Genomic DNA, 23,979 nt, shown 5'->3' with positions numbered 1-23,979 from the left:
ATGGCCGTCACCCTCGACATCGCCGATCTGCGCGCCCGTAAGGAGCGCCCCGCTTCGAGCCTCGCGGCCCCGGCCGTCCCGGCCGAGGTGGTGCTCGCCGCCACGAAGGGCGACGGCCTCGGCTGCCATTCGGGCAAGGCGACGATGCGGGCGGCGGCCGAGGCCGCCGGGATGTCCGACACGCTGGAGCAACTGCGAAAGGATTATCCGCAGGGGCCGCACGACCAGCCCCAGAGCATGTGCCCGGCCTTCGGGAGCTTGCGCGTCGGCCTGCGCATGCGGCGCACGGCGACGATCCTCTCGGGCTCGGCCTGCTGCGTCTACGGGCTGACCTTCACGTCGCATTTCTACGGGGCGAAGCGGAGCGTGGGCTACGTGCCGTTCAACTCCGAGACCCTGGTCACCGGCAAGCTGTTCGAGGACATCCGCGAGGCGGTGTTCGACGTGGCCAAACCCGCCGATTACGACGCCGTGGTGGTGATCAACCTGTGCGTGCCGACCGCCTCGGGCGTGCCCCTGCGGCTGCTGCCCAAGCAGATCGACGGCGTCCGCATCATCGGCATCGACGTTCCGGGCTTCGGGGTGCCGACCCATGCCGAGGCCAAGGACGTTCTGGCCGGCGCCATGCTGAAATTCGCCCGCACCGAAGCCGAGCAGGGTCCGGTCCAGGCCCCGCGGGCGGGGCGGGCCGAGCGCCCGACCGTGGCGCTGCTCGGCGAGATGTTCCCCGCCGACCCGGTGGTGATCGGCGCTCTCCTCGAACCCCTGGGCCTCGCCGCCGGCCCCGTCGTGCCGACACGGGAATGGCGCGAACTCTACGCGGCGCTGGATTGCACGGCGGTGGCGGCGATCCACCCGTTCTATACCGCCTCCATCCGCGAGTTCCAGACCGCGGGCCGCCCCATCGTCGGCTCGGCTCCCGTGGGCCATGACGGCACCGCCGACTGGCTCGACCGGATCGGCGAGGCCTGCGCCGTCCCCCGCGCCACCGTGGAGGCCGCCAAGAACCGGCTGCTGCCGATGATCCGGGGGGCGCTCACCGCGACCCCGATCCGGGGCCGCATCACCCTCTCGGGCTACGAGGGCTCGGAGCTCCTCGTCGGGCGCCTCCTCGTCGAGAGCGGCGCGGATCTGCGCTACGTCGGCACCGCCTGCCCGCGGACACCCTATGCCGAGGCCGACCGCGACTGGCTCGAGGCGCGCGGCGTCGCCGTGCGGTTCCGCGCCTCCCTCGAGGACGACCTCGCCGCCCTGATGGAATACCGGCCGGATCTCGCCATCGGCACCACACCGGTGGTGCAGAAGGCCAAGGCCCTGGCGATCCCGGCCCTGTACTTCACCAACCTCATCTCGGCCCGCCCGCTCATGGGCGTCGCCGGCGCCGGGTCGCTGGCGAAGGTCATCAACGCGGCCATCGGCAACCGCCCCCGCTTCGACGCCATGCGGGACTTCTTCGCCGGCGTCGGCGAGGGCCACAGTGCCGGCATCTGGGAGGACGTGCCCAAGCTCCGCCAGAACGTCGCCTCCGCGACGCGGGGTAAGGGCGCGCACGATCCGATCGGGGAGATGGCCTGATGCTCGTCCTCGATCACGACCGGGCCGGCGGCTACTGGGGTGCCGTCTACGTCTTCACCGCCATCAAGGGCCTGCAGGTCGTCATCGACGGACCCGTGGGCTGCGAGAATCTCCCCGTCACCTCGGTGCTGCACTACACCGACGCCCTGCCGCCGCACGAGTTGCCCATCGTGGTCACGGGGCTCGCCGAGGAGGAGCTCGGCCGCCACGGCACCGAAGCCGCGATGAAGCGGGCGCACGCCACCCTCGATCCGGGCCAGCCCAGCGTGGTCGTCACCGGTTCCATCGCCGAGATGATCGGCGGCGGCGTCACCCCGGAGGGCACCAACCTCCAGCGCTTCCTGCCGCGCACCATCGACGAGGACCAGTGGCAGACCGCCGACCGAGCCATGTCCTGGCTCTGGCAGGAATACGGCGCGCGGAAATTCGCCAAGAAGGGCATCCCGGCCCGGCCCGAGCGCAAGGCCGGCGAGCGCCCCCGCGTCAACCTCATCGGCCCGGCCTACGGCACCTTCAACATGCCCTCGGATCTCGCCGAGATCCGCCGGCTCGTCGAGGGCATCGGCGCCGAGGTGAACCTGGCGTTTCCCCTCGGCTCGCACCTCGCCGACGTTCCGAAGCTCGTCAACGCGGATGCCAACATCTGCCTCTACCGCGAGTTCGGGCGCCTGCTCTGCGAGGCCCTGGAGCGGCCCTACCTCCAGGCCCCCATCGGCATCCACTCGACCACCCAGTTCCTGCGCTCGCTCGGCGAGATCCTCGGCCTCGACCCCGAGCCGTTCATCGAGCGGGAGAAGCACACCACCATCAAGCCGGTCTGGGACCTGTGGCGCTCGGTGACCCAGGACTTCTTCGGCACGGCGAGCTTCGGCATCGTGGCGTCCGACACCTACGCGCGGGGCGTCCGGCACTTCCTCGAAGACGAGATGGGCCTGCCCTGCCACTTCGCTGTGTCCCGCAAGGCCGGCGCCAAGACCGACAACGCCACGATCCGCGACCTCATCGCGAAAAATCCGCCCCTGGTGCTGTTCGGGTCGTTCAACGAGCGGATGTACGCGGCGGAAGCCGGCGCCCGGGCGATCTTCGTCCCGGCCTCGTTTCCCGGCGCCATCATCCGGCGCCACACCGGCACGCCGTTCATGGGGTTCTCGGGTGCGACCTACCTCGTGCAGGAGGTCTGCAACGCCCTGTTCGACATGCTCTTCCACATCCTGCCGCTCGCCCGCGACATGGATGCCGTCGAGGCGACGCCGGCGCGGTTCCACCGCGAGCTGCCGTGGGACGAGGCGGCCCGCGCCGACCTCGACGCCCTCGTCGAATCCCATCCCGTCCTGGTGCGGATCTCGGCGGCGAAACGCTTGCGCGACGCCGCCGAGCGGGCCGCGCGCCGCGAGGATGCGCCCCGCGTCACCCCCGATCACGTGGCGCGCGCGCGCGCCGACACCGCCCTCGGAGCGGCCGCATGAGCGCGCGCACCCCATCCCTTTCCGGCTGGAGCGGCGCGGCGCCGTCCGGCCGGCCCCTGCCGAGCCTAAGCGCCGCAACGATCCGCCCACAGGAGACGTGCCCCATGCAACGCTCGCTGAACCCGGTCTCCCGCCTGCATCAGGACGCGGTCCAGTTCCGCCTCATCCTGGCGGCGACCTACCCGTTCTTCCTCGCCGCCGCCTGCGCCCAGCGCCTGATGCCGACGCATCCGGTCGGGATCGTGCCGCAGCGGCGCTCGGTCTTCGCCGAGGCGCGCAGCATGGCCGTCTCGGCCATCCCCTTCGTGTTCATGGGATGATTTGCCTCTCCGGGCGCGGCCCCTCGAGCCCGCCCGCCACCGACCTCCCATCCACACTGGAGGGAAGGACCGCCGGAGTCCGTCGAGGCCCCGGTGACAGCCGCCGCGCTCCCGCGCGGCCAGACCCACGGAGGTTCAACCGATGGCCAACGGCATAGTCGAGAAACCCAGCAGCCTGTCCGGGCTGACGGAACCCGAAGCCAAGGAGTTCCACGCGATCTTCCTGACGAGCTTCATCATCTTCACGGCCATCGCCGTGGTCGCCCACATCCTCGTGTGGATGTGGCGCCCGTGGCTGCCGGGACCCAAGGGCTACGCGGCCCTGGAGACGGCGGCCCAGACCGTCGCCTCGCTCATCTCCTGAGGAGGACGCACCATGCACAAGGTCTGGCTTCTGTTCGATCCGCGCCGCACCCTGGTGGCGCTGTTCACCTTCCTGTTCATCCTGGCCCTGCTGATCCACTTCATTCTACTCAGCACCGACCGGTTCAACTGGCTGGAAGGCCCCAAGGCCCCGCGCGCCGCCGATGCGCAGAGCCTCGTCCTGCCGACGATGCCCGCCTGACGGGCACACCCGAGCCAAGGTCAGCGGGCGGGTGGCCGATCCCCGGCCCCCGCCCGCACCACCCATAAGAACCCGACACGAACCGTGACGCTGGCGCCGGGAGGGTTTCGCGATGGCGATGCTGAGTTTTGAACGAAAATATCGCGTCCGCGGCGGCACGCTGGTGGGCGGAGACCTGTTCGATTTCTGGGTGGGGCCGTTCTACGTCGGCTTCTTCGGCGTGACGACGCTGTTCTTCTCCGTGCTCGGCACGGCGCTGATCATCTACGGCGCCGCCCTCGGTCCGACCTGGAACATCTGGCAGATCAACATCGCGCCGCCGGACCTGAAATACGGCCTGGCGCTCGCCCCCCTCAAGGAGGGCGGCCTCTGGCAGATCATCACCTTCTGCGCCGTCGGGGCGTTCTCGTCCTGGGCGCTGCGCGAAGTCGAGATCTGCCGCAAGCTCGGCATCGGCTACCACGTGCCCTTCGCCTTCTCGGTGGCGATCCTGGCCTACGTGTCCCTGGTGGTGGTCCGTCCGTTCCTCATGGGCGCCTGGGGCCACGGCTTCCCCTACGGCATCCTCTCCCACCTCGATTGGGTGTCGAACACCGGCTACCAGTATCTGCACTTCCACTACAATCCGGCGCACATGCTCGCGGTGTCGTTCTTCTTCACGACGACGCTGGCGCTCTCGCTCCACGGCGCGCTAATCCTGTCCTCGACCAATCCGGGCAAGGGCGAAGTGGTGAAGACGCCCGAGCACGAGGACACCTTCTTCCGCGACACCATCGGGTATTCCATCGGAACGCTCGGCATCCATCGCCTCGGCCTGTTCCTCGCCCTGTCGGCGGGCTTCTGGAGCGCCGTCTGCATCGTCATCAGCGGCCCGTTCTGGACCCGTGGCTGGCCGGAATGGTGGGGCTGGTGGCTCAATCTCCCGGTCTGGCGCTGAGAGGGGGACCGAACAATGGCCTACTATCAGAACATCTTCACGGAAGTGCAGGTCCGACCCGTCATTCCGGAACTCGGAATCCCCGTCGATTCCGACAAGCGCTGGGGCAAGCCGTTCAACTCCTACCTGTTCGGTCTCATCGGCAATTCGCAGGTCGGCCCGATCTACATCGGGTACCTCGGCGCCCTGTCCTTCGCCTGCGGGCTCATCGCCTTCGAGATCATCGGCCTCAACATGTGGGCGAGCGTGAACTGGGACCCGGTCCAGTTCGTGCGCCAGCTGCCCTGGCTCGCCCTGGAGCCGCCGCGCCCGCAATACGGCCTCAAGGTCCTGCCTCCGCTGGCCGAGGGCGGCTGGTGGCTCATCGCCGGCTTCTTCCTCACGGCCTCGGTGCTGCTGTGGTGGCTGCGCCTGTTCCGCCGGGCCAAGGCCCTGGGGCTCGGCTACCACGTGCCCTGGGCGTTCGCCTCCGCCATCTGGCTGTTCCTCGTGCTGGGCTTCATCCGCCCGGTGATGATGGGTTCGTGGAGCGAGGCGGTGCCGTTCGGCATCTTCCCGCACCTCGATTGGACCGCCGCCTTCTCGCTCCGCTACGGCAACCTGTTCTACAACCCGTTCCACATGCTCTCGATCGTGTTCCTGTACGGATCGACGCTGCTGTTCGCCATGCATGGCGGCACCATCCTGGCGGTCAGCCGCTTCGGCGGCGAGCGTGAGATCGACCAGATCGTCGATCGCGGCACGGCGACGGAACGCGCCGCCCTGTTCTGGCGCTGGACCATGGGGTTCAACGCCACGATGGAATCCGTGCACCGCTGGGCCTGGTGGTTCGCCGTGCTCACCACGCTGACGGGCGGCATCGGCATCCTGCTCACCGGCACCGTGGTCGACAACTGGTACCTCTGGGCGGTCAAGCACGGCGTCGCCCCGGCCTACCCGCAGGTCTATGCGCCCATCGTCGATCCCCTGAGCCAGCCCGGAGGGACCCCATGAAGACCTTCTTCGTCGTCCTCGGGGCCTCCATCGCCTTCTTCCTCACGGTGGCGATGTTCGGAACCTCCGGCTGGGAGCGGCCGCCGCTCACCACCACCCAGAACGGCTTTCGCGGCACGGGCATGGACCAGGTCCATACCCGCGCGGAGGTCGCCGAGAAGAAGGACGCCAACGTGGCGCCCGCGCCGGCCGATCCGGCGGAGGAGGGCGGCGAGCTCGCCGGCCAGACCTACGAGAACGTCAAGGTTCTCAGCGGCCTCACGACCAACGAATTCAACCGCCTCATGGTCTCGATGACGGAGTGGGTCTCGCCCGAACAGGGCTGCACCTACTGCCACAACACCGAGAACATGGCCGACGACAGCCTCTATCAGAAGCGCGTCGCCCGCCGGATGCTGCAGATGACCCAGCACATCAACAGCGACTGGAAGGCAAACCACGTCGGGGGGGCCGGCGTCACCTGCTACACCTGCCACCGCGGCCAGCCCGTGCCGGCCAACATCTGGTTCACCAACCCCGGCCCGAACCGTCCGGGCGGGTTCGTCTCCCGCAATAACGGGCAGAACATGGCCGCCCCCTCCGTCGGCCTCGCCTCGCTGCCCTACGACACCCTGACCGAGTATCTCGCCGACAAGTCCATCGACAACAACGCCATCCGGGTGAACGCCACCACGGCGCTGCCGACCACCAAGGGCAAGCCGATCCAGGATGCGGAGAAGACCTACGGCCTGATGATCCACATGTCGGAAGGGCTCGGGGTCAACTGCACCTTCTGCCACAACACCCGGGCCATCTCGAACTGGCAGCAGAGCACGCCCCAGCGCACCACCGCCTGGCACGGCATCCGCATGGTGCGGGACCTCAACGGAAACTTCATGGAGCCCCTGACCTCGACCTTCCCGAGGAACCGCCTCGGGGTGCTCGGCGACGTGCCCAAGGTGAATTGCACCACCTGCCACAACGGCCAGAGCAAGCCGCTCAACGGCTCCCACGTGGTCGACGCCTATCCGGAACTGACCAAGGTGACCGTGGCCGATGTGGTCAAGACGCCGGCCCCGACCCCCGACGCCCCCCCGGCGGAAACGCCGGCCGTGCCCGCGACGCCGCCCACGGCCCCGGCCGCGCCCCAGCCCTGAGACGAGAGCGGGGCCGCCGCCCCGCTGTCCGTACCGAGCCACGGCCGCCGGCACCCGCCCGGCGGCCGTTCCGTTTCAAGGGCGGCGGCCCAAGCAGGCTCGCGTTGGCACGCCAACGCTTCACTCTGCTTGGGTCCTTGGTCTGTCGCAGGTCTTCGACGCAAAACCGGAGACCACTTTTGCGAAACCTGCTTGGCGATCCGTGCTATGGACCACGGTCGCCCGCTGCGGCCACCAACCACCACGCGGTGGGATTCGCGTCGCGTACGCCTTGCCTTGGCGTCACGAATCCTGATAAGGCAACCGCCTTTCCGCGATGCGTCCACACACATCGCCGAGGCCGCCGTTCGGGGTGCCTCGTTCCCGAGACCCTATGGACAGGCGGCGGACTTAGATGTCCGGCCGACGTGAGACCGATGAAGATTCGCAACTCCCTCAAGTCCCTCCGTGGCCGTCACCGCGACAACCAGATCGTGCGTCGCAAGGGCCGCGTCTACATCATCAACAAGACCCAGAAGCGCTTCAAGGCGCGCCAGGGCTGAGACCCGTTCGCCCGCTCCTCTCGGGGCGCGGCAAGCCGGCGGGTTGACGGCATCGGGCGGGGCGAGGAAGCTCACCTCATGCCGTGCCAGATTCCACCCCAGATCCAGCCTCGGACGTCTCTCAAAGCCGCGCTCGTCGCGGCTTTTTGCGTGGGCTTTGTCCCCGTCGCCCACGCGCTGCCGCCTTCCAAGGCAACCGACAGCAAAGCGACCGAGAAGCCGGTCGACAAGCCCCGGACTGCCGTCAGCCTCGACGACCTCTATGCCCGCCTCAAGGCGGCGGAGGACGATGCCGAGGCCAAGGGCGTGGCCCGCCTCATCGAGCAGCGCCTCGGGCGCTCGGGCAGCGCCACGGCCGACCTTCTGACGGAGCGCGCCCGCCAGGCCATGAGCGGCCAGGATTTCCCCCTAGCCGTCGAGCTGCTCGACCGGGCCACCGCCCTGGAGCCGGGCTGGTCCGAGGGCTGGAACCGCCGGGCCACGGTGTTCTGGCTGCTCAAGGACCAGGACGGCGCCATCACCGACCTCAAGCGCACCCTGGTGATCGAACCCCGGCACTACGAGGCCTGGGCGGCTCTGGGGCGGATCTACCTCTCCATGGACGAGAAGGTCCGGGCGCTGGAAGCCTTCCGCCGGGCCGCCGCCCTGTATCCGCGCATGGACAAGCTGCAGGGCGCCATCGACCGCCTCGCCCCCGACGTCGACGGGCGGGACCTGTAAGACTCCATGCTGCTTCTGAAGGTCTTCGCGGGGCTGCTCGGCCTCGTCGCGATGGTCTTGGGTGCCGGTGCCCTGGCGACCCTCGTCATCACCTGGCGGGTCGAGGCACGGCACCCGCCGCAGGGGCCTTTCGTGCCGGTACCGGGCGGGCGCCTCGCCAGCATCGAAGCAGGCCCGAACCCGTCGACGCGCGGAACCGTAATCCTTCTGCACGGTGCTTCCGCCAACGCCTCCGACCCCATGGAGGGCATCGGCCGGCGCCTCGCGGCGGACGGGTTTCGGGTGATCGCCTTCGACCGGCCGGGCTCGGGCTGGAGCGACCGGCTGGGGGGCGCCGACATGGCCGAACCGGCCGCGCAGGCGCACGCCATCGCGGCGGCCCTGGCCCGTCTCGGGATCGGCCCGGCCATCGTGCTCGGCCATTCCTGGTCGGGGGCGCTGGCCACGGCACTCGCCCTCGACCACCCCGAGCGGGTGGCGGGCCTCGTCCTCGCGGCACCCGTGGCGATGCCGTATCCGCGCATGGGAACGGTGCCGTGGTATTACCGCCTCGCCCTGTGGCCGCCGATGACCTGGCTCCTCGGCCATACCGTGGCGACGCCCGTGGCGCTGTATTACCTGCCGCGCGCCGGCGGCGCCGTGTTCCGCCCCCAGGAGGCGCCCCCGGGTTATCTCGACCGCAGCCGTGCGACACTCGTCGTGCGGCCCGGATCGATCGTGGCCAACCTCCAGGACCTCGCCGGCCTGCCGGCAGCCCTGGAGGCCCAGGCACCGCGCTACGCCGGCCTCACCGTCCCGACGCTGGTGATCTCGGGCGACGCCGATGCGGCCGTACCCGTGGACAGGCAGGCGGTGCCCCTCGCGGCCGCGATCCGAGACGCCCGCCTCGTGCTCCTGCCCGGCATCGGCCACATGCTCCAGTACGTCGCCGTGGACGCCCTGGTGCATGAGGTGGAGCGCTTTGCCGACGGAATCACCGCGCGCGAGCCGGCCGCGCCGTAGGCCTCCGGACCGGACGCCGACGCGGGCCGCCCGTCCACCGGACCCCACGGATCCCAACCACAGGCTGGAAATCCGTGGGAGCGGGCGTCACGCCTTGGCGGCGTGCTCGCGGGTGACGAAGGCGATGCGCACGAGGTTCGTGGCGCCCGGTGTCCCGAACGGCACGCCGGCCACCACGATCACCCGGTCGCCGATATCGGCGAAGCGCTCGCGCACGGCGAACTTCGCCGCCCGGAACGCCATGTCGTCGACGTCGCTGGCATCGTTGGTGACGATGGGGTGCGTGCCCCAGCACAGGGCCAAGCGCCGCGCCGTCTCGCGCTTCGGGGTCAGCGCGATGATCGTGGCGTTGGGCCGCGAACGGGCGAGCCGCAGGGCCGTGGAGCCCGAATGGGTCCAGGCCATGATCGCCGTGAGGTTCAGGGCGTCCACCATCTGGTGGGCGGCCGCCGCGATGGCATCGGAGGCGGTGGCGTCGGGCTCGGAGCGCTGGGCCGTCAGGATGGTCCAGTACAGGGCATCGCGCTCCACCTGCTCGGCGATGCGGCTCATCATGGTGATGGCCTCGATGGGGAAGGCACCCGACGCGCTCTCGGCCGAGAGCATCACGGCATCCGCCCCCTCGTAGACGGCGGTGGCGACGTCCGAGACCTCGGCGCGGGTCGGCACCGGGGCGGTGATCATCGATTCGAGCATCTGGGTCGCCACCACGACGGGCTTGCCCATGCGGCGCGAAGAGCGGGTGATGCGCTTCTGCACGCCCGGCACCTGCTCCAGGGGCATCTCGACGCCGAGATCGCCGCGCGCCACCATGATGCCGTCGGAGATCTCGATGATCTCGTCGAGGCGGGTCAGGGCCTGCGGCTTCTCGATCTTGGCCATGACCAGGGCGCGGCCGGCCGCGACCTTCTTCACCTCGGCGACATCCTCGGGCCGCTGCACGAAGGAGACGGCGATCCAGTCGGCGCCGGCGTTGAGGCCGGCTTCGAGGTCGCCCCGGTCCTTCTCCGTCATGGCGGCGACGGGGATCACCGTGTCGGGGAGCGAGACGCCCTTGCGGTTGGAGATGCGGCCGCCGATGACCACCCGGGTCACCGCGCGCCCCTCGGACACCTCCGTCACGACGAGGCGCAGCTTGCCGTCGTCGACGATGACGACGTGGCCGGGCTCGAGGGCCGAGAGGATCTCGGGATGGGGCAGGAACACGCGGGTGACGTCGCCCGGCGTCGGGTCGCTGTCGAGGACGAACGACGCACCGTTCTCCAGCATCGCGGCACCCTCGGCGAAGGCGGCGACCCGGAGCTTCGGCCCCTGGAGATCGACCAGCACGGCGATGGGCCGGCGCAGCTCGCGCTCGATGGTGCGGATCACCTCGATCTTCTCGGGCAGCTTTTCGCGGGGAAGGTGGCTCATGTTGAGCCGGAAGACGTCGGCGCCGGCGCGAAACAGCTTCTCGATCATCTCCGGCGTGTCGGAGGCCGGGCCCAACGTGGCGATGATCTTCGTGCGGCGTGAACGTTTCAAAGCAGTCTCCTCCGAGAGCGGCCCCGCCGGTTTCGAACGACCGGGCGTTGAGCGAACGGCCACAAGCACCCATGGGGCCAGCGCGTCAAGAACACGGTGTGCAGACGACGTTCCGTCCGCGGCGGTGCGATGCGGCCAAGACATGGGCCCGAGCACGGACCCGCGCGCGGGCGAACGACTCGGCGCCCGTTCCAACGCGGGGAATCCTCGGTGATGCAGGACGCAACGAGATGGCGTCTCGCCCTCGACCCGGTCCCTCTCCAGGCTTTCGCCTTCGCGGTACCCATGAGCCGGCGCGGGCCGCCCGCAATGCCTTTGCGCGGGCGTCCTCCACCTCCAGCGTCCCGTTTCCACCGCAAGGGCACGCAGCGGAACAGACTTCTGATGAGAATCATTCGCATTCAGGTTGTTATTTTCGCGAAACTTCAGTGAGTCTTAACCGGAATGCCGCGATTGTGATCACCGGTCGGACAAGCAACCGTGAGTACGTTCATTGTCTTCGCTATCGAACGCCGCGGGCATGCATCGAAAACAAGTATAGCTCTGAAGGCAGGACGACGCATGATCTTCGAGAAATTTCACCGCGGCAGGTCCGAGACGTCCGCGAAGATGTCGGCCCTCGATCGATCCCAGGGCATCATAGAGTTCGCCCTCGACGGAACCGTGCTGCGCGCCAACGAGAACTTTCTCGCCGTCGTCGGCTATCGCCTGGACGAGATCGTGGGCAAGCCGCACAGCCTCTTCGTCGAACCCGCCATGCGGGAGAGCCCGGCCTACGCGGACTTCTGGGCGGCCCTTCGGAGCGGCACGTTCCAGGCGGCGCAGTTCAAGCGCATCGGCAAGGACGGCCGCGAGATCTGGATCGAGGCTTCCTACAATCCCGTCTTCGACCGGAGCGGCAAGCCCTACGGGATCGTCAAGTTCGCGACCGACATCACGCGCCAGAAAGCCCAGGACGCGGATCGCCAGGGTCAGATCGATGCGATCCACAAGTCCCAGGCCGTCATCGCCTTCGGTCTCGACGGCACCATCCTCGACGCCAACGCGAACTTCCTCGCCGTCGTCGGCTACACGCTGCCCGAGCTCGTCGGACAGCATCACCGCCTCCTCGTCGAACCGGCTCTGCGCGACACGCCCGCCTACGCCGCGTTCTGGAGCGCGTTGCAGCAAGGCGCGTACCAGAAGGGTCAGTTCAAGCGCATCGGCAAGGGCGGTCGCGGGATCTGGATCGAGGCTTCCTACAACCCGATCCTCGATGCCGCCGGCCGGCCCTACAAGGTGGTGAAGTTCGCAACCGACGTCACCGCGCAGGTGGCCCTGCTGGGTGATCTGAATCGTCTCATCGATCGGAATTTCGGGGAGATCGAGGGCGCCGTCCTGCGCTCGTCGGAAGCCTCGAACGCCGCGACCCGGTCGGCGGGCAGCACCGCCCACAACGTGCAGACCATGGCGGCCGCCGCCGAGGAACTCGCCGCCTCCGTGAACGAGATCGCCCACGGCATGTCGAAGGCCCGTACGGCGACGGATGCCGCGCACGGGCAGGTGGAGGCGGCCGGCACGGTCACCCGCAAGCTCACGGGTACCGCCACCGCCATGACGGGCATCGTGGCGCTGATCCAGAACATCGCGAGCCAGATCAACCTGCTCGCCCTCAACGCGACCATCGAGGCCGCAAGGGCCGGGGAGGCGGGCCGGGGCTTCGCCGTCGTCGCCCAGGAGGTGAAGAACCTCGCCGCCCAGGCGGCCCACGCCACGAACCAGATCGCGAGCGAGATCGACAGCGTCCAGAATGCGTCCGAACAGGTCGCGGGCTCCCTCGATACGATCCAGGCCTCCGTCGGGACCATGCGCGACTACGTGGTCAGCACGGCCGCCGCCATCGAGGAACAGAGCGTGGTGACGCGCGAGATGTCGTCGAGCATGCAGGAGGCGGCCGAGGCCGTGCAGGCCATCGCCCAGAACGCCCTCGCGATCACCGGATCCATCGACGCGGTCTCCCGGGCCGTCGACACGACGAAAGATGCGGCCCGCGTCCTGGCGCGCTGACGACGGTCGACCATCGATCTCGTGGCCTTGCCCGACGGGCGAGCGGCCGCGTCTGTAGGATGGGAATCCCTGCCTCATGGAGCCGGCGAACGATGCGATCCACAAACTCTCGGACGTGGCGCGGATCCGGCAGAGTCTCCGGGCGAGCGTTGCGAAACTCATGGATGCTGCCGAGCACCTGGCGCAGCAGATCGCGGCCCTGGATGCGGCGGAGCGGCAGGTGAGGGCCCTGGCCCTGCGCGAGACGAGCCGGGTGCTCGATGGACATCCCGACCCGGACGAGCGCGGCCGCCTCGGTACGCTTCAGGGGGAAACGAACGCGAACTTCCAGCAGATGCGGGCGGCCTATGCCGAACTGAGTTCCCGGATCGACGCCCTGCTGGGGCAGCACCAGGAACTCTACGACGCCACCTTCACCCCGGACACGACCGACCGATCCTGACGACACCCGTCCCTGCGGTGGACGTCGTGTCCCGGACACGTCAAACCGCCCCGGGGGACCGCGGATCGAACCCGGTCCGGTTCCGGTTCGATCGACGCGACGGGATGAGCCTCAGACAATGCCGACCCTGACCCTGGCCGCCGCCCACGACCTCGCCGTGCGCACGCTCCTGCGCTGTGGTGCCGGCCACGACCAGGCCGAGAGCACCGCCCGCGCCCTGGTCGGCGCCGAGGCCGACGGCCTCGCGACCCATGGGCTCATGCGCCTGCTGGCCTACGGGGCGCAGGTTCGCGCCGGCAAGGTCGTGGGCGATGCGACCCTGGCCGTGACGCGGCCCCGGCCCGGGCTGCTCGCCATCGACGCCGGCCACGGCTTCGCCTATCCGGCCCTCGACCGGGCGGTCGCCGAACTCCCGGAGATCGCCCGGAGCCAGGGTGTGGCGGCCGCGGCCATCCGGCGCTCGCACCATTGCGGTGCCGCCGGGCGGCCGGCCGAAGCCTTGGCGGCGCAGGGGCTGGTGGCTCTGCTGTTCGCCAATGCGCCGGCCGCCATGGCGCCCTGGGGTGGCAACCGGGCGGTGTTCGGCACCAACCCCATCGCCTTCGCCTGCCCGTTGCCGGGGCGGCCCCCCATCGTGGTCGATCTTTCGCTCTCGAAGGTGGCGCGGGGCAACATCATCGCCGCCAAGCAGCGTGGAGAGACGATCCCCGAGGGCTGGGCGGTGGATGCGGACGGCCACCCCACCACCGACGCGGCGGCGGCTCTCGCCGGCACCATGATCCCGCTGGGCGACGCCAAGGGCACGGCTCTGGCCCTCATGGTCGAGCTGCTCGCGGCCGGCCTCGTCGGCGCACGCTTTGCCGGCGAGGCGACCTCGTTCCTCGACGCCGTGGGCGGCCCGCCCGGCACCGGCCAGCTCATTCTCGTCCTCGACGCCACCGCCTTCGCGGCGGATGCGTGCGAGCGCTTCGCCGTGCTGGCGGGAATGATCGAGGATCAGGACGGTGCCCGGCTGCCCGGCACCAAACGGCTCGCCGCCCGCGCCCGCGCGGCGCAGGCGGGCATCAGCCTCTCCGACGCGCTGCTCGCCGAGATCGAGGCGCTCTGAGGCCCGCTCAGGGCGCGGGATTCGCCGGCTGGTTCGGATCGGTGAGCTGGATCGTCCAGCTCTTCTGTTCGCCGGTGTCGACCTCGTAGAAGCCGTTGCGATCGTAGCCGCGCGCCAGGCAGTCCTCGACGCCCCGGATGGTGAATTCGCGGTCCCGGGTGCACATGAGCGAACGCCCGCTCCACTCGCCGCCCCGCGTGTAGTCCACGGCGTAGACGTAGTAGAACCGGGCCGCCAGGGTCCCCTTGAGCAGGGTCTCGCAGCCCTTGGGCGCCACGTCCCACCACCCCTCCGTCACCCAGCCCTGCGTGTCGCGGTAGCCCAGCGCGATGCCGACCTTGCTGGTCGTGAGGTTGCACATGCGCAGGTCGGCCCGGGCCGGGGCGGCGGTCATGAGGAGAGCGGCGAGCACGCCCGCCCGGACGCTCCACCCCTTGCGGGAAGGAAGGGTCGGGTGACGGCGTCGGCCCATGCCCTGACGGCTCATCCCCTGTCGACCCATGCCCTGTCGACCCATGCCCTTACCCGACAAGGATGACCCGGCAATCGTTGACGTTGGTGCGGGTGGGACCCGGCTGGACGAGGTCGCCGATGGTGTCGAAGAACCGGGTCGAATCGTTGTCCGCCAGCATGGCGGCGGGGTCGAGGCCGGCGGCGCGGGCACGCGCCAGGGTGGTGGGGTCGACGAGGCCGCCGGCCGGGTCGGTCGCCTCGCCGCGTCCGCCGTCGGTGCCGTCGGTGTCGGCGGCGATGCCGAGGATGCCGGGTGCGCCGTCGAGCGCGATGGCCAGCGCCAGGGCGTATTCCTGGTTCGGGCCGCCATGGCCTTCGCCCACGATGGTGACGGTGAGTTCGCCCCCTGAGATGATCGCGACCTTGGCGCCGCGAGCGTGGTGGTCGAGGGCGAGCCGGGCGTGCTCGGCCGCGACCTCACGGGCCTCGCCCTCGACATCGGGGCCGAGCATCACCGGCTCGTAGCCGGCGCGGCGCGCGGCCTCGGCCGCTGCCTCCAGGGCGTCGATGGGCCGGGCGATGATGCGGTACTCGGCCCGGGCGAAGGACGGGTCACCCGCCTTCGGGGTCTCGTTGACGGGATCGTTCAGCAGCGCTTTCGCCGTCTCCGGCAGGGGGATGCCGCGCCGCTCGCAGATGGCACGGGCCTCCGCCAGGGTCGAGGGGTCCGGGACGGTCGGGCCCGAAGCGATCACCGCCGGGTCGTCGAAGGGCACGTCGGAGATCGCGAGGGTCAGGATCGAGCGGGCGTTGCGGGCCATCATGGCGAGGCGCCCGCCCTTGATCCGCGACAGGTGCTTGCGCACGCAGTTGATCTCGTTGATGGGCGCGCCCGAGCGCAGGAGCGCCTTGGTGATGGCCTGCTTCTCGGTGAGGGTCAGGTCGCCGGCCGGCGCGATCCAATTGGCCGAACCGCCGCCCGAGAGCAGCACCAGCACGTCGTCGTCCGGCCCGGCATCGGCGGCGATCTTGAGGGCGTCGACGGTCGCGTCGATGCCGGCCTGGTCGGGCACCGGGTGCCCGGCCTCGACCATGCGGATCATCGGCGCCTCCTCGCCGTAGCCGTGGCGGGCGACCGCCAGGCCGACGATGCGGCTCGCGTCGACGCCGTGCTGCTCCCGGTAGAACCGGCTCGCCACCGCCGCCATGGAGCCGCCGGCCTTGCCCGCGCCCAGGATGATGAGCCGGCCGGGGCCGGGGGCGGGCAGGTGCGGCACGAGGCAGCGCGCGGGATGAGCGGCGGCGATGGCCTCGTCGAGGATGCCGAGGAGGAGGGTGCGGGCGGCGGCGTGGTCGGCGGGGGAGGGCGCGGTCATGGCGTGTCCGTGTATCGCGGAAAGACGGTCGTGGAAGGCCGCCCGGCGTTGCGTCGCCGGATCGTGATTGTTTCGCGGGACGAATTCCCTCGGGCCGGATTGTTGCCGTGCCCGCGCTTGTCCGCGATACGTGCTGTGCCCGACACCCGCCGCCGCGGCAAGGTCGCGGCAAGCATGCGATGACGCGGGACACCCCGCGATGGCGCGGCCGGATGCTTGCACGGCTCCGTCCGCGTTCCGCCCGCCCGAGCCCCGAACGGATCCACGGACCCCGCCGCCCATGCAGCCTCCACATCCCGTCGAGACCATCCCGGGCGATCCGGCCCGGGGCCTGCTGATCCTCTGCGATCACGCCTCCAACCATGTGCCCGACGACCTCGACCGGCTCGGGGTACCGGACCACGAATACGCACGCCACATCGCCTACGACATCGGCGCGGCCGCCGTGACCCGGCACCTCGCCGTGCAATTGGGCGCGCCCGCGATCCTGACCCGGTTCTCACGCCTCATCATCGACCCCAACCGGGGCCGGGCCGACCCGACCCTGGTGATGCGCCTGTCCGACGGCGCCATCGTGCCGGGCAACGCCCGCATCGACGAGGCCGGCAAGGCCGAGCGCATCCGCCGGTTCTACGAGCCCTTCGACGCGGCCATCGACGCCCACGTGGCGGCGGCCGAGGCGACGGGCGTGCCGCCGGCGATCCTCACCATGCACAGCTTCACGCCGTACTGGCGCACCGTACCGCGTCCCTGGCACGTCGGCATCCTGTGGGACCGGGACGACCGCCTGAGCGCGCCCCTCATCGCGGGTCTGCGCGCCGACCCGGCCGATCTCACGGTCGGCGACAACGAACCCTACGGGGGAGGGCTTCCCGGAGACACCATCGACCGGCACGCCCTCGCGCGCGGCCTGCGCAACGCCCTGGTGGAGATCCGCCAGGACCTCATCGCCGAAGAACCCGGCCAGATCGAATGGGCGACGCGGTTCGCCAAGCTTCTGCGTCCGCTGCTGCCCTGATCGGCCTGCGGCGCGCACACGAAAACGGCGGGACTCTCGCCCCGCCGTCCAATTCATCCCGAGATCGGGCTTACCGGGTGCCGCCCGAGGTCCGACCGTACTGCCAGACCGGGAAGCTGTTCTGCTCGGCGTTGCCTTCCTTCGCGGAGGCGTCGTCCCGGCGCGGGGCGATGGAACCGGTGGTGAGTTCATCGTCGAGGGCGCGGCCGGTGGTGTAGCCGGGCGCCGCATGGGCCGAGACACCGGCGGGTGCCGTGTAGCTCTGCGCGAGAACCGGCGAAGCAACGGCACTCAGGCTCAAGACGACGGCGGCGGCGACAGAAGCAAGACGGATGTTCATGACGTTGGACCTTTCAGTATCGCGGTCTCCGTCGAAAAGGCGGTGGGCCGTGAGTTCTTGTGTAGCGCTGATGTAGGCCCGCCCCGAACCGAACGTCGTGCGGTTTGGCACCAGACTGGAAGCGGCGGCGCCGAATCCGAATCGGCCGTCCGTCCTTGACGGCGCGGGCCTGGACACGACCTTTCCTGAACGAGCAGCCCGTCACACCGAGGACATCCCATGACCGAGACCAGCACGCCCGGGAGCAGCACGACCGGGATCGACGCCGCCACCCGGACGGAGCTCGAAGCCGCCGTGTTCCGGCGCCTCGTCGCCCACCTGCAGGGACGCACGGACGTGCAGAACATCGACCTGATGAACATGGCCGGATTCTGCCGCAACTGCCTGTCGAACTGGCTCAAGGACGCCGCCGACGAAAAGGGCGTGCCGCTGACCAAGGACGCGAGCCGCGAGGCCGTCTACGGCATGCCCTACGATGCCTGGAAGCGCCTGCACCAAGCCGAGGCGACGCCGGAGCAGCAGGCGGCCTTCACCGGGGCGGCGGCTGAACCGCACTGAAGCCAGCCCCGACGATTCGGCGAAAGCGCGTTCAGGAACAAAAGCTTACGCGACCACGACGGTCTGCGGTCCGGGGCCGTAAGGTCCCGGTAAGCTTGAACGCTTAGTGAAGCGGTTCCGGCGCATTCTCGTGAACGATGCGCCTCGCCAGTCAGGGATTGAGACGAAAATGGCCGCTTCCGCCGCACCCGCCGTCGATGCTTCGTCCGTCGCCGCCGACCAGCTCAAGAGCTTCATCGAGCGCATCGAGCGCCTCGAGGAGGAGAAGGCCGGTCTCGCCTCGGACATCAAGGACGTCTACGCGGAGGCCAAGGGCACCGGCTTCGACGTGAAGGCCCTGCGCAAGATCATCTCCCTGCGCAAGAAGGATCACGCCGAGCGCCAGGAGGAGGAGGCCATCCTCGAACTCTACATGCAGGCGCTGGGCATGGTGTGAGGCGGACGCCGGCCCATGGCACACAACGACGAGGGCCGCGGCATTCCTGCCGCGGCCCTCGTCGTTTCGGGGATCGCCCGAGCGGGGATCAGCGCGCGCCCGGCACCGGGCGGGTGGCCGAACCCGAGAAACGTCCTGCATTGAGGTCATCGCCGGGCGCGCGCGCCGAGAAGCGGGTGGCGACGGCCGCCGGCTGGGTCAGGCTGCCGGCGGGTGCGCCGTCGAGCTTGGTCCGGGTCACGGCGAGGCGCACGGGCGCGGCGCGGCTCGCCGGCTCGGAGGCGCCCTGCGCGGCGGCGGCGAACAGGGCGCGCAACTGCAGCTTCGGGTCGGCGGTGGCGGCAACGAGGCGGGCAGGCGAGGGCGCCTGCGTGGACATCTGGGCTTGGGCGGGGGCGAGGTTGGCCATGCCGGCGGTCCCGAGGCCCGCGACCTGAACCGGCGGACGCTGCGGAGGCAGGGGCATCGTGAGCGCGGCGGCCACGGCGGCGAACTCGGCCGGGCGACGCGGCGGGAGCGGAACCTCGGCCGTCGCTCTGGCCGCATCCCCGGTGTTGCCGTCGGGCACCCTGGTCTCCGTGGACTTCTCGGCGGTCAGGAGGGTCTGGGCATCGCGCCCATCGCGGCGCAGGAGGGCCGACTTGAGGGTGTCGTCGGCGGCGGGCGCCGCGTAGGCCAGGGCTGCGCGGGTGCCAGTCTGGTCGTCCGGGTCGGCGCTCGCCACCACCACGCTCGGCTTGGCGCGGGCCCGCGTCGCGGGGGCGGGGGCCGGTGCGGGCGGCTCGCTGCTCGATCCGCCGCCGAACAGGCTGGCGAAGAATCCCCGGATGCTCGGGCCGTCCTCCTCGTCCACCTGCTGGGCCACCTGGGTGATGCCCAGCACGGTACCGCCGCGGGCCAGGACCTCGGCGCGGGCGAGCTCGTAGCCGGGCAGGGGGCGGTTGTCGGCGGGCAGGTGGACGGTCTTGCCGTCGGGGAACAGGCGGCTGAGCTGGTCGTGGGTCATGCGCGGCCAGGAGCGCACGGAGCCGACATCGAGATGGACGAAGGGCGAACCCGCGCGCGGGTACCAGCCGACGCCGCCGCGCTGCATCCGCATGCCCACGGCGCGGATCTGGTCGATGGAGACGTCGGGCAGGTAGAAGTCCATCGCCTTGCCGAGCATGTGCTGGCTGTACTCGGCGACGGCGCGGGACCGGCGACGAAGCATGGCGTTGGTGCCGGGCGAGCGGTAGGCCGACACCACCGTGATGGGCTCCTGCGAACCGACGGAGCGGTAGGCCTCCCACACGGTGTCGAACAGGCGCGGGTCCATCTTGATGGATTCTTCGGCGCGCCAGTCGCGCAGGAGCCAGTTCAGCTGCTCGAGGGCGGCGCGGTCGTAGCGCCCGTCGCGCTTGAACGTGACGGTGAGGCTTTCCTTGGTGTGGCTGTGGAAGATCGAGAGGGTGCGGGTGTCGCCGTTGGCCACCGCGTCCTGGGTGCCGCGCGTGCCGGCCACGAGGGCCAGGGCGATACCCGAGGCGGCGATGGCGGCACGGCGCAGGCGCGCGGGGCGCGGGCCGGACCGGGGGCCGTGTCGCAGGAACTGACGCACGTTCGTCCTCACCTCTGCCGGATCCCGCGCGCCGGGCGGATCATGGTGAACGCAAGGTTGCCGAAAACCATGAACGCGCGGTTATCGGATCCTCGACTGTCCGCCGGTCGATGCCGTTTATGGCTAAGATCCAACCGTGGCGAAATCGTGCTCCGGCGTGCGGCGGCACACGCCGGACGGCTGTCCCGGGGTTTTCCGGTTCGCGGCCGCGCCGCGCCGGGCCGAAACCCTGCCTACCACCAGCCGGAGGACGGCCGCGACGGGGTCGGGGTCCACAGGCCGGGCTCGCCGAAATCCGCCGGCGGTCGCGCGGCGGTGCGGGCGGGCTGCACCGCCCGGACCTCGCGCACGGGCTTGCGCCGCACCTCCGGCGACGGCGTGGTGTTCGACGCCGGCGCGGGGGATCTGGATCCCGCGAGCTTCGGCGTCGCCTTGCCGGCCGGGGCCTTGGCCACGAGCAGACTGCCGGGGGCGAGACCCAGCGCGATCTTCATGCGCGAATCGTAGCCGTAGAGATCCGGCAGGGTCCGGTAGCCGCCGAGATCGTCGACGTAAGCGGTGAAGTAGGCGAGGTGCACGGGCAGCTTCTCGGCGAGGCGGATGGTGCGCTCGCCCTTGCCGATGAGCTTCTTCAGACGCTCCCCCGACCAGGCCGCGGGCAGCACCGAATCGGCGAAGCGGAAGGGATCCTCCACCCGCACGCAGCCGTGGCTCAGCGCCCGGCGCGAGCCGGAGAACAGGGACCGGTTCGGCGTGTCGTGCAGGTAGACCGCGTGGTTGTTGGGGAACATGAACTTGATGAAGCCCAGCGCGTTGCGCTCGCCCGGCGGCTGGCGGACCGAGACGTTGCCGTTGCGGTAGACCACCTCGTAGCCGCGCCGCGCCGCGTAGTTCGGGTCGCGGGCGAGGCCGGGCAGGAACTCGTTCTTCAGGATCGAGGGCGGCACGTTCCAGGATGGATTGACGACGGCGTATTCCATGAGGCCGGAGAAGATCGGCGTCGGGCTCTCGGTCTTGCCGACGATGACCCGGGCCTCGTCGCGCTTGACGCCGTCCTTGAACACCCGGACCTGGAACTCGGGAATGTTGACCATCACGTAGTCGCGCCCGAGGTCGGCCGGCAGCCAGCGCCAGCGCTCCATGTTGACGAGGAGCGCGGCCTCGTTGTCGTCGGACACGGGCGCGGCGTCGGGACGCCCCAGGGCCGCCACGGTCTGCTGGGTCAGGGTGCCGGTGACGGGCAGCCCCCGGCGGCGCTGGAACCCGGCGACGGCGGCCGAAACGGCGGAATCGTACGCATCGGATTCGCCCGGTGCCGTGTCGAGGGTCCCCGCCGTGCGGGTCGCGAGGGCGAAGCGGGTGCGCAGGGCCGGCACCCGCGGATCGCGCATGCCGAGCTTCAGGACGGGGCCGGTGGGCAGATGCACGGTGGGCTCGCCCGCCGGGGCCTGCCCGCCCCGGGCGGCGGCGAGGCGGCCTTTCAGGGCGAGATAGCCCTGCTGGCTCGGGTTGTAGGCCTGGAGGAGGACGCCGGCCTGGACGCCGGCCGGCGCGATCCGGCCCAGAACCGCGTCGGCGGCGGGCAGGTCGAGGGTCGGCGTGATGAGGCGCGACACGCTCGACAGGTGAACGCGTCCGCCGCGTGCGTCGCGGGCGTAGAGGGCGACGGCCGCCGAGAGCTTCAGCTCGGCGTCGGCCACCTGGGCCTCGGTGAGCGGCTGGGTGCCGAGCACCGGCACCGGGTAGGCGGCGGCCTTGAGGCCGTCCTCGCCGGCGGCGGCGAGACGCGCGGCGGCGGCCTTGGCGGCGGCCGTGTAGGCGCCGTCGACGATCCACACGGGCTTGAAAGCGCCCAGCGCGTAGAATGCCTGGATCGCCTCGCGGTCCTTCGTGGTCAGGCGCGGCAGCAGGGGGGCGGGGTCGGCGAGACGCGCCGCCACGGCGGCGCCCAGGGGATCGCTCGGCACCGGCGGGGGCGCCTCGGCGACGGGCGCGGGGGACGCGTCGGCCGGCGGAGCGGCGGCTTCAGGGGAGGCGGGCACGGCCACGGGGCTCGCCGTCTCCGGGAGCGCCGGATCAACGGAGGCCTTCTGCACGACGGGGGTGTCCGGCCGGTCCGGCGCGGCGACCTCGGCGTGGGCGCCGTAACCGAGGCAGCCCGCAACGAGGGCCGACAGGGCGACGGAGGCGGAGCGCGTGACGCCCATGGGTGCAACTCCTGCGGACCGGACGGCCGGTCGCTTCAGTTAAAGATATCGACCGGCGCGTACGGGTGCGCAACGGCACGCCCTCGCTAGAGGGCGCACCTGTGCCATTTTGGTTCAGGCGGCCTCTTCGGCCTTGTCGTCGCCGTCGAGCCCGAGGTCCTTGAGCTTGCGGTAGAGGGTGGATCGGCCGATTCCGAGGCGGCGCGAGACCTCCGACATCCGGCCGCGGTAGAATTGCAGGGCGAAGCGGATGATCTCGGCTTCCAGACCATCCATGGTCTTCATCTCGCCGGTCTCTTCGGCCACCAGGCTCATGGCGTGGGGATCGCGGACCTCGACCCGGACGATCTCGCGCACGGGCTCGGGCGCCCCGGCCTGCACCATGGGCTGCACGGGGGCGGCCGGGATGCGCACGTCGAAGCCCTCGACCTGGGCGGCGATCTGCGGAAACTCCGCCACGGTGAGTTCATCGCCATCGGCCAGCACCACGGCGCGGAACAGGGCGTTCTCGAGCTGGCGCACGTTGCCGGGCCAGCCGTAGCGGGTCAGCAGCGCCATGGCCTCGGGGGTGACGGCGCGAACCTTCTTGCCCTCTTCCGCCGCGAACCGGGCGCAGAACGAGCGCACGAGATCGGGGATGTCCTCGCGGCGGGCGCGCAGGGGCGGCAGGGTCATGGGGAAGACGTTGAGGCGGTAGTACAGGTCCTCGCGGAAGCGGCCCTGCTTGACCAGATCGAGGAGGGAGCGGTTCGTCGCCGAGATGAGGCGGATATCCACCCGCACGCTGCGCTTGGCGCCCACGGGATCGACCTCGCCCTCCTGCAGGGCGCGCAGGAGCTTCACCTGGGCGTCGAGGGGCAGCTCGCCGATCTCGTCGAGGAAAAGGGTGCCGCCCGACGCCTCGACGAACTTGCCCATGTGGCGCTCGGTGGCGCCGGTGAACGCCCCCTTCTCGTGGCCGAACAGGGTCGATTCCACGAGGTTGTCGGGGATCGCGCCGCAATTGACCGTGACGAAGGCCTTGCCGCGCCGGTCGCCCGAGCCCTGGATGGCGCGGGCGAGGACCTCCTTGCCGACCCCCGATTCGCCCTCGATGAGCACGGGAATGTTGGATTTGGCCGACCGCTCGGCGAGCCGCGTGACCCGCTCCATGTCGGGACTCTTCGAGGTGAGATCCTTGAACGAGAGGGAACCGGAGGCGCGCCGGCGCATGCGGCGGACCTCTTCCTCGAGCTGATCGACCTTGAGGGCGTTCTTGATGGAGACCTGCAGACGCTCGGCGCCGGCGGGCTTCACCACGAAATCGACGGCCCCGGCGCGCATGGCGGTGACGACGGCATCGATGGAGCCGTTGGAGGTCTGGACGATGACCGGCACGTCGAGGCCGGATTTGCGCATCTCGGCCATCACGCCGAGGCCATCGAGGCCGCCGGGCATCACGAGATCCAGGAGAACCACGTCGATGGGCTCGCCCGAGCGCAGGGCGGCGAGCCCGTCGGCGCCGGTCTCTGCGACCTTCGCGTCGAAGCCGAGCCGGCGCACCATCGCCTCGGCGAGGCGGCGCTGCACGGGATCGTCGTCGACGATGAGGACCGTTGTCGACATGGGGGGCGCCTTG

The 23,979-nt window shown here is 70.4% G+C and carries 24 protein-coding genes; 17 read left to right on the top strand and 7 right to left on the bottom strand.

The genetic code is table 11. The features are described 5' to 3' along the window. The 11 genes from bchY to ASF27_RS18410 all read left to right on the top strand — a co-directional run bounded on the left by bchY (window position 1) and on the right by ASF27_RS18410 (window position 9,256). Window positions 1–1,575 carry a chlorophyllide a reductase subunit Y gene (gene bchY, locus ASF27_RS18460; RefSeq protein ID WP_056362332.1) on the top strand — a complete coding sequence of 525 codons (1,575 nt, stop codon included), beginning with the start codon at window positions 1–3 and terminating at the stop codon, window positions 1,573–1,575. Then, window positions 1,575–3,041 (top strand): chlorophyllide a reductase subunit Z, encoded by a 1,467-nt coding sequence (bchZ, locus tag ASF27_RS18455; protein WP_056267270.1) that lies wholly within the window; start codon window positions 1,575–1,577, stop codon window positions 3,039–3,041. Before bchY ends, bchZ begins: the two co-directional genes overlap by 1 nt. A gap of 104 nt (window positions 3,042–3,145) precedes the next feature. Continuing rightward, the gene (locus tag ASF27_RS18450) at window positions 3,146–3,361 is read left to right on the top strand and encodes a hypothetical protein (RefSeq protein WP_056168735.1); all 216 of its coding nucleotides are present in this window, start codon (window positions 3,146–3,148) and stop codon (window positions 3,359–3,361) included. Between the two features lie 142 nt (window positions 3,362–3,503). Next, window positions 3,504–3,725 (top strand): light-harvesting antenna LH1, beta subunit, encoded by a 222-nt coding sequence (gene pufB / locus ASF27_RS18445; RefSeq protein WP_056096638.1) that lies wholly within the window; start codon window positions 3,504–3,506, stop codon window positions 3,723–3,725. Between the two features lie 12 nt (window positions 3,726–3,737). Then, window positions 3,738–3,926, top strand: coding sequence for a light-harvesting antenna LH1, alpha subunit (gene pufA / locus ASF27_RS18440; protein ID WP_056168732.1), 189 nt, complete (start codon window positions 3,738–3,740; stop codon window positions 3,924–3,926). 112 nt (window positions 3,927–4,038) lie between these two features. Next, window positions 4,039–4,863 carry a photosynthetic reaction center subunit L gene (pufL, locus tag ASF27_RS18435; protein WP_056168729.1) on the top strand — a complete coding sequence of 275 codons (825 nt, stop codon included), beginning with the start codon at window positions 4,039–4,041 and terminating at the stop codon, window positions 4,861–4,863. A 15-nt stretch (window positions 4,864–4,878) separates the two neighbouring features. Next, window positions 4,879–5,856, top strand: coding sequence for a photosynthetic reaction center subunit M (gene pufM / locus ASF27_RS18430; RefSeq protein ID WP_056168726.1), 978 nt, complete (start codon window positions 4,879–4,881; stop codon window positions 5,854–5,856). Continuing rightward, the gene (gene pufC, locus ASF27_RS18425; RefSeq protein ID WP_056362329.1) at window positions 5,853–6,992 is read left to right on the top strand and encodes a photosynthetic reaction center cytochrome PufC; all 1,140 of its coding nucleotides are present in this window, start codon (window positions 5,853–5,855) and stop codon (window positions 6,990–6,992) included. The genes pufM and pufC overlap by 4 nt, the downstream gene beginning before the upstream one ends. Before the next feature lie 416 nt (window positions 6,993–7,408). After that, window positions 7,409–7,534, top strand: a complete 126-nt coding sequence (gene ykgO, locus ASF27_RS18420) for a type B 50S ribosomal protein L36 (RefSeq protein ID WP_055886195.1) — start codon at window positions 7,409–7,411, stop codon at window positions 7,532–7,534. Window positions 7,535–7,684: 150 nt separating this feature from the next. Beyond that, window positions 7,685–8,254 carry a tetratricopeptide repeat protein gene (locus ASF27_RS18415; protein WP_244481051.1) on the top strand — a complete coding sequence of 190 codons (570 nt, stop codon included), beginning with the start codon at window positions 7,685–7,687 and terminating at the stop codon, window positions 8,252–8,254. A 6-nt stretch (window positions 8,255–8,260) separates the two neighbouring features. Beyond that, complete coding sequence (locus ASF27_RS18410; protein WP_056362325.1) at window positions 8,261–9,256, top strand: alpha/beta hydrolase; 996 nt, start codon at window positions 8,261–8,263, stop codon at window positions 9,254–9,256. Between the two features lie 87 nt (window positions 9,257–9,343). On the opposite strand, the gene pyk is transcribed toward ASF27_RS18410, so the two are convergent. Beyond that, on the bottom strand, window positions 9,344–10,780 hold the full coding sequence (gene pyk / locus ASF27_RS18405) for a pyruvate kinase (RefSeq protein ID WP_056168714.1): 1,437 nt from the start codon (window positions 10,778–10,780) through the stop codon (window positions 9,344–9,346). Between the two features lie 561 nt (window positions 10,781–11,341). On the opposite strand from pyk, the gene ASF27_RS18400 reads away from it, so the two are divergent. From ASF27_RS18400 to ASF27_RS18390, 3 genes are all read left to right on the top strand, one after another. After that, window positions 11,342–12,826: a PAS domain-containing methyl-accepting chemotaxis protein gene (locus ASF27_RS18400; protein WP_056362321.1), complete on the top strand. Its 1,485-nt coding sequence runs from the start codon at window positions 11,342–11,344 to the stop codon at window positions 12,824–12,826. Between the two features lie 76 nt (window positions 12,827–12,902). Further along, window positions 12,903–13,268: a hypothetical protein gene (locus ASF27_RS18395; RefSeq protein WP_056362318.1), complete on the top strand. Its 366-nt coding sequence runs from the start codon at window positions 12,903–12,905 to the stop codon at window positions 13,266–13,268. Between the two features lie 118 nt (window positions 13,269–13,386). Beyond that, on the top strand, window positions 13,387–14,376 hold the full coding sequence (locus ASF27_RS18390) for an Ldh family oxidoreductase (protein WP_056362315.1): 990 nt from the start codon (window positions 13,387–13,389) through the stop codon (window positions 14,374–14,376). 7 nt (window positions 14,377–14,383) lie between these two features. Here ASF27_RS18390 and ASF27_RS18385 read toward each other — a convergent pair whose 3' ends face one another. Next, the gene (locus ASF27_RS18385; RefSeq protein ID WP_082515202.1) at window positions 14,384–14,770 is read right to left on the bottom strand and encodes a DUF1036 domain-containing protein; all 387 of its coding nucleotides are present in this window, start codon (window positions 14,768–14,770) and stop codon (window positions 14,384–14,386) included. Window positions 14,771–14,897: 127 nt separating this feature from the next. Then, window positions 14,898–16,205 (bottom strand): glycerate kinase, encoded by a 1,308-nt coding sequence (locus ASF27_RS18380; protein WP_056168701.1) that lies wholly within the window; start codon window positions 16,203–16,205, stop codon window positions 14,898–14,900. Between the two features lie 280 nt (window positions 16,206–16,485). Between ASF27_RS18380 and ASF27_RS18375 the strand changes: the two genes are divergently transcribed. Further along, on the top strand, window positions 16,486–17,223 hold the full coding sequence (locus tag ASF27_RS18375) for an N-formylglutamate amidohydrolase (protein ID WP_056168698.1): 738 nt from the start codon (window positions 16,486–16,488) through the stop codon (window positions 17,221–17,223). Window positions 17,224–17,293: 70 nt separating this feature from the next. Here ASF27_RS18375 and ASF27_RS18370 read toward each other — a convergent pair whose 3' ends face one another. Then, window positions 17,294–17,563 carry a hypothetical protein gene (locus ASF27_RS18370; RefSeq protein ID WP_056362312.1) on the bottom strand — a complete coding sequence of 90 codons (270 nt, stop codon included), beginning with the start codon at window positions 17,561–17,563 and terminating at the stop codon, window positions 17,294–17,296. A 219-nt stretch (window positions 17,564–17,782) separates the two neighbouring features. Between ASF27_RS18370 and ASF27_RS18365 the strand changes: the two genes are divergently transcribed. Next, entirely contained in the window at window positions 17,783–18,121 is a 339-nt protein-coding gene (locus ASF27_RS18365) for a DUF1244 domain-containing protein (RefSeq protein WP_056362309.1), read from the top strand. A 169-nt stretch (window positions 18,122–18,290) separates the two neighbouring features. Further along, window positions 18,291–18,557, top strand: a complete 267-nt coding sequence (locus tag ASF27_RS18360; RefSeq protein ID WP_056096607.1) for a DUF2312 domain-containing protein — start codon at window positions 18,291–18,293, stop codon at window positions 18,555–18,557. Between the two features lie 88 nt (window positions 18,558–18,645). Here ASF27_RS18360 and ASF27_RS18355 read toward each other — a convergent pair whose 3' ends face one another. The 3 genes from ASF27_RS18355 to ASF27_RS18345 form a co-directional block, all read right to left on the bottom strand. Beyond that, window positions 18,646–20,154, bottom strand: a complete 1,509-nt coding sequence (locus ASF27_RS18355) for a DUF882 domain-containing protein (protein WP_056362462.1) — start codon at window positions 20,152–20,154, stop codon at window positions 18,646–18,648. 233 nt (window positions 20,155–20,387) lie between these two features. Beyond that, window positions 20,388–22,361 carry a L,D-transpeptidase family protein gene (locus tag ASF27_RS18350; RefSeq protein ID WP_056362306.1) on the bottom strand — a complete coding sequence of 658 codons (1,974 nt, stop codon included), beginning with the start codon at window positions 22,359–22,361 and terminating at the stop codon, window positions 20,388–20,390. Between the two features lie 114 nt (window positions 22,362–22,475). Then, complete coding sequence (locus ASF27_RS18345) at window positions 22,476–23,966, bottom strand: sigma-54 dependent transcriptional regulator (RefSeq protein ID WP_056168686.1); 1,491 nt, start codon at window positions 23,964–23,966, stop codon at window positions 22,476–22,478. Window positions 23,967–23,979 lie beyond the last annotated feature (13 nt).

Source organism: Methylobacterium sp. Leaf102 (assembly GCF_001422425.1).
Lineage (GTDB): Bacteria > Pseudomonadota > Alphaproteobacteria > Rhizobiales > Beijerinckiaceae > Methylobacterium.
This window is presented reverse-complemented; position numbering and strand designations above follow the sequence as displayed.